This is a genomic window from Fibrobacter sp. (assembly GCA_012523595.1).
Lineage (GTDB): Bacteria > Fibrobacterota > Chitinivibrionia > Chitinivibrionales > Chitinispirillaceae > JAAYIG01.
Window position 1 is genome coordinate 21,169 of sequence record JAAYIG010000158.1, and the last position, 12,686, is coordinate 33,854.

At 47.2% G+C, this 12,686-nt stretch carries 10 protein-coding genes; all 10 read left to right on the plus strand.

All coding sequences use genetic code 11. The features are described from left to right. Positions 1 to 5: 5 nt before the first annotated feature. The 10 genes from GX089_10585 (at position 6) to GX089_10630 (ending at position 12,683) form a co-directional block, all read left to right on the plus strand. Positions 6 to 956 (plus strand): hypothetical protein, encoded by a 951-nt coding sequence (locus GX089_10585; protein NLP02932.1) that lies wholly within the window; start codon positions 6 to 8, stop codon positions 954 to 956. After that, the gene (locus tag GX089_10590) at positions 953 to 2,116 is read left to right on the plus strand and encodes a glycosyltransferase family 4 protein (protein NLP02933.1); all 1,164 of its coding nucleotides are present in this window, start codon (positions 953 to 955) and stop codon (positions 2,114 to 2,116) included. Before GX089_10585 ends, GX089_10590 begins: the two co-directional genes overlap by 4 nt. Positions 2,117 to 2,169: 53 nt before the next feature. Next, the gene (locus tag GX089_10595) at positions 2,170 to 3,543 is read left to right on the plus strand and encodes an O-antigen ligase family protein (GenBank protein ID NLP02934.1); all 1,374 of its coding nucleotides are present in this window, start codon (positions 2,170 to 2,172) and stop codon (positions 3,541 to 3,543) included. Positions 3,544 to 3,629: 86 nt separating this feature from the next. Continuing rightward, positions 3,630 to 4,595 carry a glycosyltransferase family 2 protein gene (locus GX089_10600; GenBank protein NLP02935.1) on the plus strand — a complete coding sequence of 322 codons (966 nt, stop codon included), beginning with the start codon at positions 3,630 to 3,632 and terminating at the stop codon, positions 4,593 to 4,595. Beyond that, on the plus strand, positions 4,549 to 5,712 hold the full coding sequence (locus tag GX089_10605; protein ID NLP02936.1) for a hypothetical protein: 1,164 nt from the start codon (positions 4,549 to 4,551) through the stop codon (positions 5,710 to 5,712). Before GX089_10600 ends, GX089_10605 begins: the two co-directional genes overlap by 47 nt. 111 nt (positions 5,713 to 5,823) lie before the next feature. Continuing rightward, on the plus strand, positions 5,824 to 6,813 hold the full coding sequence (locus tag GX089_10610; GenBank protein ID NLP02937.1) for a hypothetical protein: 990 nt from the start codon (positions 5,824 to 5,826) through the stop codon (positions 6,811 to 6,813). Then, on the plus strand, positions 6,792 to 7,892 hold the full coding sequence (locus GX089_10615; protein ID NLP02938.1) for a hypothetical protein: 1,101 nt from the start codon (positions 6,792 to 6,794) through the stop codon (positions 7,890 to 7,892). The genes GX089_10610 and GX089_10615 overlap by 22 nt, the downstream gene beginning before the upstream one ends. A 207-nt stretch (positions 7,893 to 8,099) precedes the next feature. Further along, positions 8,100 to 9,626 carry a hypothetical protein gene (locus GX089_10620; protein ID NLP02939.1) on the plus strand — a complete coding sequence of 509 codons (1,527 nt, stop codon included), beginning with the start codon at positions 8,100 to 8,102 and terminating at the stop codon, positions 9,624 to 9,626. A 160-nt stretch (positions 9,627 to 9,786) separates the two neighbouring features. Further along, complete coding sequence (locus tag GX089_10625) at positions 9,787 to 10,986, plus strand: glutamyl-tRNA reductase (GenBank protein NLP02940.1); 1,200 nt, start codon at positions 9,787 to 9,789, stop codon at positions 10,984 to 10,986. A gap of 98 nt (positions 10,987 to 11,084) precedes the next feature. Next, positions 11,085 to 12,683, plus strand: coding sequence for a hypothetical protein (locus GX089_10630; GenBank protein NLP02941.1), 1,599 nt, complete (start codon positions 11,085 to 11,087; stop codon positions 12,681 to 12,683). Positions 12,684 to 12,686 lie beyond the last annotated feature (3 nt).

The window sequence follows — 12,686 nt, forward strand, 5'->3', positions numbered from 1 at the left end:
TGGAAATGTCATTGACTGGTCTATACTATACCTTGAAGCCGCTTATGCCCCGCAGGCTGCAGATTTACCTGCGCAGAAAAAGAGTGGAATACCTGCGAAATATCTGTCAAGATATCTGGCCTATCGATCCCCGTGCCGGTGTGGCTCCTTTAAACTGGCAGGAGTGGCCGGATGGGAAGCGGTTTGCACTGGTTTTAACCCATGATGTGGAGCGGGAGAAGGGGCAGGACAGATGCTGCATGGTGGCGTCACTTGAGGAGAAGTTCGGGTTGCGATCCAGTTTCAATCTGGTTCCGGAGCGCTATGATGTTTCTCCTGCACTGAGGGATTATCTGGTAAAGAGGGGTTTTGAGGTGGGGGTTCATGATCTGAGGCATGACGGGAAACTGTTCAGTTCCAGGATGAGTTTTCAGGTGTGTGCTGAGAGGATAAATCACTACCTGAGGGACTGGAACGCCCAGGGTTTCAGGGCCGGCGCCATGCATCATAATCTGGAGTGGATAGGAGAGCTTGATCTTCTCTATGATCTCTCCACTTTTGACACAGATCCTTTTGAGCCTCAGCCTGATGGTGTGGGTACGATTTTTCCTTTCTGGGTAAGTTGTCCGGGTCCCAGGGGAGGGTATGTGGAGATTCCCTACACTCTAGTGCAGGATTTTACTCTCTTTACGCTTATGAGGGAGCAGTCAATTGATATATGGAAGAAGAAGCTTGACTGGATTGTACAGAAGGGCGGCATGGCCCTGCTTAATACTCATCCGGACTATATCAATTTCAACAATCAGTGGGGTGAGGAGGAGTATCCGGTGCAGTTATACAAAGATTTTCTGAGCTATGTTCAGAGCCATTATGAGAATCAGTTCTGGAATGCTCTTCCCTGCCAGGTAGCATCGTTTATTAAGTCTACCATGGAAGTCCCATCGGTCAGAGAAGAACAGATGAGGTGCGACAAATGAGAATATGTATGGTGGCTTATACATACTACGAGGGTGATAACCGGGTCCGGAGGTATGCAGAGACGCTGGTAAAAAGGGGAGATACAGTCGATGCGATAGTGCTTCGTCAGGACGGTGCGGCATCCTTCACCAATGTATCAGGTGTAAATGTTTACAAGGTGCAGAGACGGACGATCAATGAGCGGTTTAAGATAGAGTATCTTTTGAAGCTTGTTACTTTTCTGATCAGGTCATTTTTCCGCCTCACTTATCTGCATATCAGACACAGGTACGATCTTATCCATGTACATTCGATACCCGATTTTGAGGTCTTTGCTGCACTGGGAGCGAAGCTTCTGGGGGCAAAGGTGGTTCTGGATATCCATGATATAGTCCCGGAACTTTTCATAAGTAAATTTAATTCATCCACTGCTTCCCCTCTTTTCAAGATGCTTCTTCTGGTTGAGAGGCTCTCAATGGCATTTGCTGATCATGTGATAGTGGCAAACCATATCTGGCATCAGCGACTTATAGCCCGTTCTGTTTCAGCCCGCAAGTGTACGGTGGTGATGAATTATCCGGATCCCTCGATTTTCAGGGTGAGAAAGCAGGGTGGAAGGGGGGAGAAGTTTATCATGATCTACCCCGGGACTCTCAGTATTCATCAGGGGCTTGAAACTGCGATCAGGGCTGTTGACCTTATAAGGGAGCGTGTCGTTGATCTGGAGTTTCATATCTACGGTAAAGGGACTGATCAGCAGTATTTTGAGGATCTGGTGAAAACACTTGGTTTACAGGACAGAATTTTCTTCAGGAATATTGTTCCCATAGAGAAACTGCCTCAGATTATTGCCGGGGCGGATCTTGGTGTGGAGCCCAAGCTCAAGCGTTCTTTTGGAAATGAGGCGTTCAGTACAAAGATACTGGAGTTTATGTATGTGGGTATTCCTGTTATTGCTTCAGATACTCTGGTTCATACACACTATTTCGATGAGAGTCTGGTGAAGTTTTTCAGGTCCGAGGATGAGGAGGACCTGGCGGAGTGTATTGTGCAGTTAAGGAAGGATAAGAGGCTGAGGGATACGCTTGTGGCCAACTCTTTCAGGTATATGGAGCAGAATAACTGGGAGGTTCGCAAATACACTTATCTAAACATCGTTGACTCTCTTACCTCCACCTGAGAGGCCGGTATTTTGCTACTCTATAAATCCGGAATTCACAGAAAAGAAACCCTATGATAGAGCAGAACCAAAAAAAGGGTATCTCCCCTGCTATTCTGATTCCTCTGATCTGGTTTCTCAGGGTAGCATCCCGGGGTATCACCTACTGGCTTAGTCCCGATATGACGATGATCTCAGATACTGAGATGGACTATCTGAAGGGAAGCGCTATTGACCGTAACTTTTTTATTGTGCTTGAGATGCTGGCGGTGATGGTGCTTTGTTTCAGGAATATCGACTGGGGTGAGTTTGTACGCAGGAACCGGTGGCTTTTGATTCTTTACCTCTTTATGGGTATGAGTGTTCTCTGGTCCGGGTTCCCGATGGTTTCCTTCAAGCGCTGGATCCGCACCATCGGTGATTTACTGATGGTTATAGTACTTATCACCGAGATCGATTTTACATCTGCGATTGTGAGATTGATTCGGGTTTGGTCCTATCTACTGATTCCTTTGTCAGTATTGTTTGTAAAGTATTACCGTCATCTGGGAGTAAGCTACGACAGCTCCGGTGCTTTTGAGATGTGGATAGGGGTAACCACGCACAAAAACAGCCTGGGGCAGCTTGTGTGTGTGAGTGCGTTTTTCCTGGCCTGGATTTTCTTTTCACGTGCTTTCAAGACCAGGCTGTTTGATATTCCGGTGATGCTTCTTGCGCTCTGGCTTCTCAATGGGTCCAAGACCGCCACCAGCCGTACATCACTGACTGTCTTTCTTGTGGGTACGGCAATACTGCTTCTTGTAAAGCTTGCCGGGACAAACGCCAGGCTTATCAGAAATGTTGCATTGGTGCTGGTATTTGGGTTTCTGGTGGGGAATGTACTTACGCAGCATTTTGCCAGGGCAGATCTGGTTCCCTACATAGTGGCCTCCACAGGCGGTGATCCCACATTTACCGGCAGGACTTTTCTCTGGGATGAGCTGCTCAAGATCGGTGAGGAGAGATGGCTTCTGGGGGCGGGGTACGGAGGATTCTGGATAGGCAGCCTGGGGCATCAGCTCTGGGAGATCTTCTCCTGGCGTCCGGGACAGGCACACAATGGGTTTATCGATGTCTACATAGACCTGGGGGTAATCGGGCTTATTCTTCTTGGCATTGTTTGTATCTCCACTTTCAGGAGCATGGTTCGCAGTATCGCTTTTAATTCGGACTGGGGGCGGTTTCGACTGGTGATGTTTATCATGATTCTGATCTATAACTATACCGAGAGTTCATTTATCAAGCCGACCTCACTTCTCTGGGTAGTCTTTCTGCTTATCGCGATCCAGGTTCCTGAGGAGTGTCCTGAGGGTGCATTGGGGAAGCAGGTACTCTTAAATGAGGATGAAAGTGGGGGAGAGGACTGGGATGAGCCGGTTCTGGCAGGGGAGAGTGAGGAGGCTGCCTGAGCAATATGTAAAAATGCTCTCTGTGCGCTTCTTTCATGGAATGTAAATACCACAAGTAAATATCTGTTGGGAAGTAAGGCAGAGCCATGGTAGAACGTCTGAAATATGTGCTTATTACACCGGCGCGGAATGAGGAAGCCTTTATCGGTGCTACGATCGAGTCGGTTATCTCTCAGAGTCATTTGCCTGAGAGGTGGATCATAGTAAGTGATGGGTCAACTGATCGTACCGATGAGATTGTGCGGGGGTACAAAAGCAGGTTTGCCTGGATAGAACTTTTAAGGATGCCTGAGCACAGGGACAGGCAGTTTGCATCAAAGGTAAACAGTTTCAATGCCGGGTATGCGCTGCTTGAGGGGTGCAGTTACGATGTAATCGGTAATGTCGATGCTGATGTGACGTTTCCGCCTGATTATTTCGAGTTTATTATGAGTAAATTTGCCCTGATTCCATCGCTTGGTGTAGCCGGTACTCCTTTCCAGGAGCAGGGATATCGTTCCGGTGAGGGTGCGTTTGCAAATCTGGATCATGTTTCCGGTGCTTGTCAGCTTTTCCGGAGAGAGTGTTTCGAGCAGATAGGGGGTTACATTCCCATAAAGGGGGGAGGGATAGACTGGGCAGCGGTGACAAGTGCCCGCATGAGAGGGTGGGTTACAAGGACATTCAAGGAGAAAACCTTTGTTCATCATCGAAAGATGGGTACCGGATCCAGTGGTTTTCTCATGTCGCGGTTTAATCATGGTCGTAAAGATCATTACCTGGGGGGACATCCTTTGTGGGAACTGTTCAGGGGTGTTTACCAGATGAGTAAAAAGCCTTATGTGATTGCAGGTCTGTATCTTCTGGCGGGATATTTCTGGTCTTTTCTCAGTCGTACAGAAAGTCCTCTTCCTGCAGAGCTGATACGTTTTCATCGGGCAGAGCAGATGGCTCGACTCAGGGGAATTTTCGGCAGAGTTCTTTTCAGGGGAAAAAACGCAAATAAAAACCAGATGGAGGGAAAAGGTGAATACGGCAAGATCTTTCATAGAGAAGAGTCTGTTGAAGGTTGAGAGATGGGTGGAGCAGAATGAATACCGGGGGTACGAGCCTTTTGACGGGCTCTCATCGTTTGTAAGGCCTTTGACATTCGGCAATATTTTCGCTGAGAGGCTTCTGCAGCAGCTTGTCCGTCAGTGCCCCATCAATCTCAGGCCCGTTCTGGGTGTGACCAGAAAGGAATCGACAAAGGGCAGAGGGTATATGGCATGGGGGTATCTGAAGAGGTGCAAAGTGACAGGCGATAAAGAATACGCCTGGAAAGCAGCGGTGTGTTTTGAATGGCTGATGAACAATACCGCACCCGCTTACAAGAAGCCATCATGGGGGAATCATTTCGATTTTACAAGCAGGGCAGGGCGGCTCCCCAGATTCGAGCCTATAATCGTGTGGACATCATTGATCGGTCAGGCTCTCATTGATGCATACGAACTGCTGAATGAGAAGAAATATCTGGACTGGGCTGTTGATGTAAGCGGCTGGATACTTGATCTTCCAAGGGAGAAGACAGAGAGTGGTGATTGTATCAGCTACGTAGCCTATACTCAGAGTTCTATTCACAATTCCAACATGCTTGGAGCTGCTTTTCTGGCCAGGCTGGGGAGGATTACCGGAGATAAGGAGATGCTCTCTGTGGCTGCAAGTGCCATGCGTTACAGTTGTACACGTCAGAGACCTGACGGCTCCTGGTATTATGGGGAGGGAGAGAAGACCAGGTGGATAGATAATTTCCATACAGGTTATAACCTGGATAGTTTGAAGTGTTATCTGGAAAACATTGAGGATAAGACCTATAGTGAAAATCTGCGCAGGGGTTTTGCTTATTTCAAGAACAATTTCTTTGAAAGCAGCGGCCGTCCCAAGTACTATCATAACCGGGTTTATCCGGTGGATATCCAGTGTGCATCTCAGGCAATAGACACTCTTTCCTATTTCTCCGATTTTGACAACGATGCATTGGAGCTGGGGCTTAAGGTGGCCAGATGGACAATAGAGAATATGCAGGACAAGACCGGTTACTTCTATTTCAGGCAGCTTCCGGGGATAAAGGCCAAAACACCTATGCTTCACTGGGGGCAGGCAACTATGTATAAGGCGCTGGCGAGACTGGAGATGGCGCTGGTTTCCTGAATTGAAGTCGAATTTAACGGCAAGGGGGGAGGAAAAACGATGAGTTCTGATGTTTCATCGGGAAGAGAGACCGTGATATCGAAAGACAAGAAATCCGGTGGTATCAGGTATTTGCGAAAAAAGAGGAAAACAGATGTGCCCATCGGCAGAATCCCATTGCTGATTATCTTTGCATCGCTTTTTCTTACGGGTTTTTCGATTGGTCAGTTGTATGAGATTCCGTTTTTTATATCAAAGGGTGAGTATGCAATTGGGGTATACTCGGGGGATTCTCCGTTCAGTTTAGCACCTCATCCGGAGATATCCAATCCCGTTCTTACATTTCGTGATGTTTCCGATGTACCGGCGGATTTTGTCGCTGATCCGTTTATGGTGAGGGAAAACGGGGTGTGGTACATGTTTTTCGAGGTGTTGAACAGGGAGACAGAGCAGGGTGATATCGGCCTGGCATCAAGTGTTGATGGCAAGGAGTGGAAGTATGACAGGATAGTGCTCGATGAGCCGTTTCATCTCTCTTATCCCTATGTGTTTGAATGGGAGGGAGAGTACTACATGGTTCCTGAGAGCAAGAGCGCTTTTGCTGTAACTCTTTACAAGGCAGAAAAGTTTCCGCGTGAGTGGAGGCCGGTAAAGACTCTGATAAAGGGCAATTTCAGTGATCCTTCGGTTTTCAGACACAATGATTACTGGTGGATCTTTGTGTCTGAGACCAATGATATTCTTCGTCTTTTCTTTTCAGATTCACTTCAGGGTACATGGCATGAGCATCCCGGCAGTCCTCTGGTGGTGCGGGATGCCAGGTATGCGCGTCCTGGGGGGAGAGTCATTGCTCTTGGAGATACTCTCCTCAGATTGACACAGGATTGTAAATCTGAATACGGACTGGAAGTGAACGGGTTTCTTATTGTTGAATTGACTCCTGAGAAATACAGTGAAGTATCCTGGGAGGGCAATCCGGTTCTTCAGGGCAGCGGAAAAGGGTGGAATGCCAAACGGATGCATCATTTGGATGCTCACAGGATCGCAGATAATCTCTGGATTGCTGCTGTTGACGGATGGAGAAGGAGTGTGAGGATAGGTTGGAAGGGTTCAAAGCAGTGATACACGGGGTTATTGGTTTGGGAGTTCTTCTTTCGGCGATTTTTGGACCGGGTCTGTCCGGGGCAGCCGGAAGGACTTTGATTACGGATCAGGGGGATCTTCAGGCAGCCCTTAACAGGGCCAGACCGGGGGATACAGTGTTTGTGCCTGAAGGGAAGTATAGACTGAACAGTTCAGTTGTCATTGTCAAGCCGGTTTTTATAAAGGGGGCCGGAAAGTTAAAAACCATCTTTTCCCATGGGGAGAAGAGTGATTTCTGGCTATTCAGAGTGGAGATGGTTGTAAAGGGTAGACTCAGAATATCTGAAATAGGGTTTGAGGGGAGGGCTCCTGAGGAATCGCCGGGAATACTTCTGAAGGGCGGGCCGAGAGATTTCCGTATTGATAATTGCATGTTCAGGCGGTGTTCGAGGAGGGCTATTGAGGTTCACGGTGATGCATCGGGGGTAATCGACCATAATGATTTTATTGACAACTGGTATACAGCCGTAGTGGTTTTCGGTGATGGAGAGATGGGGTGGAGCAGGCCTTTTAGTCTGGGGAGTGGTGATGCTGTATTTGTTGAGGATAATTATTTCGAGCAGAAAGATGTGGCTGAGATCTCCATGGCTCATCATATAGCATCGAATAATGGTTCCAGGTATGTGTTTCGTTATAACCTTGTTGTTGATGGGTATTTGGGATCGCATGCTGTTGACGCTCACGGGAACAAGTTTGGATGGAAGAGGGGTAGCAGGGGTTTTGAGATTTATAAAAACAGAATTTCCGCTGTCCATCGCTGGGCCGGGATTAATATCCGGGGTGGGGATGGGGTAATTTTCGATAATGTTTTTCATGGAGATTTTGTTTCACCTGTGCATCTTATGCATGAGGGTCGGGGTGGGGATGGGGTATGTGAGTATCCATGTGTTGATCAGATACGGGAGTTATATATATGGAACAATACCTTAAACGGAAAGCCTGTCAATATCAAGGTGCGTCATCCGGCGATTATCCAGACAGACCGTGATTATTTCCTGATGAAAAAACCGGGTTACAAGCCTTTTATATACCCGCATCCTTTGACAAAAAATAATTAGAGTTTCTTGATTATGAATTTATAGTTTTCGATACTGTTGTGAGGTAAATTTATCCTTTCGTAAACATACTCTGTTTCCGGAATCGGAAATCTCCTTTCATGGTTTCCTGACACTACCGGGTTTTTGATTTAATCCTCTTATCTGAAACTCACCATTATTTCTATCTGTCATGAGACTTGCTTTAATAATTGCTGTCAGGAGATTCTTATGGATAATGAAAAACATGTGTTCAGGCGTCAGTTTATTTTTTCTCCCCGTCGGATAAATGCTTTCCCTGGATGGAAAAGAGAGGAGGTAGGAAACAGGTATTTTCTCCTGGCACATCCTGACCTCTCTTACACCTTGATCAGGAACGAGCGAAATTTCCTGCTTTTACTGGGTTACATTCTGGATCCTCTTTACCCTGAGCGTTCCGATGAAAAGATCGTAAATGAACTGTTTTCAACGGCTTGGTCTCTGGGAGGACTGTTTACTGCATTGAAGAGAATGTTCGGGCGTTACATAATAATTGCTTCTATAAACGGAAGGATGGCAGCTTTCAGTGATCCACTGGGTGCCAGGGCGCTTTTTTATACATCTGATTCTGCGGGCAGGCTCTGGGTAGCCTCTCAGTCATCGATACTTGCAGAATACTTCGGTTTTCACACAGACAGAGAGATAGAGAGGGACCTTTTCGGGATTCCTCTTTTTGCCGGTGAGGAGTACTGGTATCCCGGGACAGTGACTGCTTATCGGGAGATTTCGCATCTTCTTCCGAACCATTACCTCGATTTTTCCTCAAAGAGTCAGATCCGTTACTGGCCGGTGGAGGAGTTGATAAAAAGAGATGATCAGGAGGTTTGTGATTATGTAGTTGAGTTGTGGAGAGGTGCTTTCAGGGCTTTGTGCAGAAGGTTTGATTCTGCGCTGGCGATATCTGCCGGTCTTGACAGCAGGATAATCCTGGCGGCCAGCCGTGAGGTCAGTTCAGGGATGCAGTTTATCACTCACACCCATAAAAATCTGGGGGTTTCCGGGCCTGATATAGTTATCCCCTCTGTCATGCTTCCACGCCTGGGGCTCAAGCACACAATCGTTTTTCATTCAGAGCATATTGATCCCGATTTTGAGAGGATCTTTCGCAGAAATGTGACTACTGCCAGGCGTAACAAGGGTATAAACGCCTATGCGCTGTATCGTCATTTCCAGGAGTGCGGCAAAGAGTGTGTGGTGATAAATGGTAATGGTGGTGAGATTACCCGTAACTTTTACTTTCTGCCCAGGGTGATTCCTCTGAGTGGATTTTCTCTTGCGAGTCTGGCATTTATGGAGGCAAGTACTGTTGCGGTGAATCAGTTTGGGAACTGGTTGGAGGGATTAAGCGGGGTCAGGGAGTCAGGGTATTCGGTGCTGGATCTTCTATACTGGGAGCAGCGGATAGGTAACTGGGCATCGATGTCTTTTAGCGAATATGACATATCATTTGAGAGTTTCTCACCATTTGGCTGCAAAGATTTACTTGAGAGTATGCTTTCTGTGAGTGCATCGGAGCGTTGCTGGCCCGATTTCAGGTTTCATCAGAGGGTTATTCAAAGGCTTTGGCCTGAGGTGCTGGAGTATGGGGTGAATCCTGTGAAAGGCAGGAAGGCTGCACTCAGGCAGGCATTGAAGCGAACCTGTATTCATGAGGTGCTGAAAGCTATCCGTTATTTGCGCTTTTCCGGTGTGAGATACCTGATGGCTGGCAGAGGCTGAAGGAGAAGGGGATTCTCTTCCTGTTTGGTATGTGTATTGCGGTTTGATAAAATTCAACTGTTCAGTTTTCTTCAGGCTTTATCCTTTGTCTGGTATGGGTGATGGGGGTGAAGAGGCTTGAAGAGCTGAGGTATTAAACAGATTACAGGGGAAAGTGGGGATGTTATTCTGTGTGGTTGGGCTTAGTTTCAGGACTGCTCCGGTTGAGGTGAGGGAGAAGCTTTCCTTTGGTGATGATGTGATTGATGATGCTTACCGGCTCCTGCTTGCCAAGGAGGAGGTGCAGGAGTGTGTGATTATCTCAACCTGCAACAGGGTTGAACTCTATGCAATGCTAAAGGAGTGCAGGGGAAACATACTCAAGGATTTTTTCCGTGATTTTCACAAATATAGTGGATCTCTTGATGATGTGCTTTACTCCAGGAGCGGCTCTGAAGCGGTGAGGCATCTATGCGTGGTTGCATCGGGACTCGATTCCATGGTGATAGGGGAGGCTCAGATTTTTGGGCAGGTAAAGGAGGCTTACTTAAGGGCGGTGAAGAACAAGGCGGTGAGCCATGCACTGGATCATCTGTTTTCTCAGGTTTTCAGTGTGGTTAAGAAGGTGCGCAGTAAGACCAGAATCGGTGAGAAGAATCTCTCCGTGAGTTATGCTGCTGTAAAGCTGGCACAGTCGATATTCGATACTTTTACAGATAAGAGAGTGATGATACTCGGTGCCGGGGAGATGGGTGAGCTTACGGTCAGAAATCTTATAAGTGCGGGTGTAAGCGGGGTGGTGGTTGCTAATCGGACTTTCCAGAAGGCAGTGGAGGTTTCGGAGCGTTTTAACGGTACTCCAATAATGCTTCATGAGATTTGGGAGTATTTTCCCGGTACCGATATAATTATCAGTTCTATCACCGCTCCTGGTTTTCTGATTAAATCCTCGGAGATAAGCTCTTATCTCAATCTGCGCAAGGGGCGTCCTGTTTTTCTGGTAGATATCTCTGTTCCCCGCAGTATCGATCCTGAAGTGTCAAAGCTTCAGAATGTGCATCTATATAATATCGATGATCTCAGGGCAGTAGTGGATTCCAATGCCGAGTTGCGCCGCAGGGAGGCTGAGAAGGGTGTCTCCATAATTGAGAAAAAGGTTTGTGAGCTGGTGGAGTGTATGAAAAGCTACGATATCCTTCCTACCCTTGTATCGATCAGGTCAAAAGCGGAGGAGATCAGAAGGGATGGTTTGCAGAATCTGGAAATTCCCGATCAGCAGCGCCAGGTTGTTGATCTGCTTACCAAATCCATGGTCAATAAAATTCTGCAGCATTCAGAGATTGTGCTTCGGGAGTACAGCAGTAACCTGAAACGCAGTTGATTTGGCAAGGCTTTTGCAGCATTACCTGGACTAAAGCAGCTTCTGCTGCAGTATCTTTTCTCCACTTGTAAACTCTGAACTTGAAGCGGAGGTTACCGATGCGCAAGTATGTGCGGTTTGTCCTGGGGTTACGCAAGTATCTCAAGGAGAGGATTGATCCTCTTGAGGCTCTGGACCATGCCCGCAATCTTTTAAAGGAGCGTATAGTTTCCCGGGAAAAAAACTTTCTCAATATTGTTGAGAAGGGGGTGTTTAACTACTCCCGCAGTCCGTATTTGAAGCTTCTGGAGCAGAAGAAGATAAAGTTTTCCGATGTAAAAAGCTGGGTGGAGAGTGTTGGTATAGAGGGGACGCTTGAGAGACTATTAAATGAGGGATTGTATTTCACTGTAGATGAGTTTAAGGGTAAGACTGAAGTGAATAGAAACGGGTTAAGGTTTCTATGTAAAGAGAGCATGTTCGATAATCCGTTTCTTTCTTATGTATATGAGGTCAGAAGTGGTGCTACCCGCAGTGCCGGCACCAGGGTGAGAATCGACTTTGATTACCTGGAGCAGCGTTCTCTCTACGATGCATTCCTTTTGGCTGCACACGATTCCCTGACATCTCCGATTGCCAACTGGTTTCCTCTTTTCCCGGGTGCTCCAGGTATCAATTCATCGCTGCGTTTCACCCGTATCGGTAATCCTCCCCGGAAGTGGTTCTCACAGGTTGAGAAGGCTCAGATCAAGGTGAACTGGGAGAAGACCTGGGGAACGAATCTGATTTTCTGGATGTCACGTCTTCATGGAGTGGAGATGGCCAGGCCTGAATATGTAAATCTCAACAATGCCCACAAAATCGCCCAGTGGGCATCATCGATGCTTGATTACTACCCCAGTTGTGTTATCTACACATTTGCCACATCTGCTGTAAGGGTATGTATGGCAGCACAGGAGAGCGGGATATGTATCAAGGGGACCCGTTTTCTGGTTACAGGAGAAACGCTTACACATCAGAAGAAAAAAGAGATAGAGGCTGCCGGGGCTGTTGCTATTCCGGTGTATGGGATTTCCGAGGCGGGGGTTATAGCCGCGGGGTGTGAGAAGACGCACAGCAGTGATGAGAGTGATCATTGTCATATTTACAAAGACACAACTGCCATAATCACTCACAGGCACAATGTGCCTCATTTTGACCGGGTTGTCGATTCGTTTCTCTTCACGACTCTTCTCTACGAATCTCCCAAGTTGCTTCTCAATGTTGGGATGGGGGATTACGGGACTGTTTACACAAAGCAGACTGACTGTAGATACGGGAAAATCGGGTTTGATACCCATGTGGCTAATATCAGGAGTTATGAGAAATTGACAGGAGAGGGTGTAACTTTTGTGGACACCGATTTTATTCATATAATCGAAAAAGAGCTTCCGGGAAAATTTGGCGGCTGCAGCACCGATTATCAGTTGATTGAGGAGGAGGATGAGAAGGGGTTAAACAGGCTGAGGCTCCTTATCAGTCCAAGACTGGGAGAAATTGATGAAAACAAGGTTGTGAGTACTTTCATAGGTTTGTTGAAAAAGGCTGAGAGCAGTCCCGAATCATGGGCCCAGTCAGGATCGGTGATGTGGGATCAGGCGCGGCATGTAAGGGTGAGGCGGGAGTATCCTCTGGCCACCCCGAGCGGAAAAATTCTTCCATTCCATCTTGTCAAATAAACC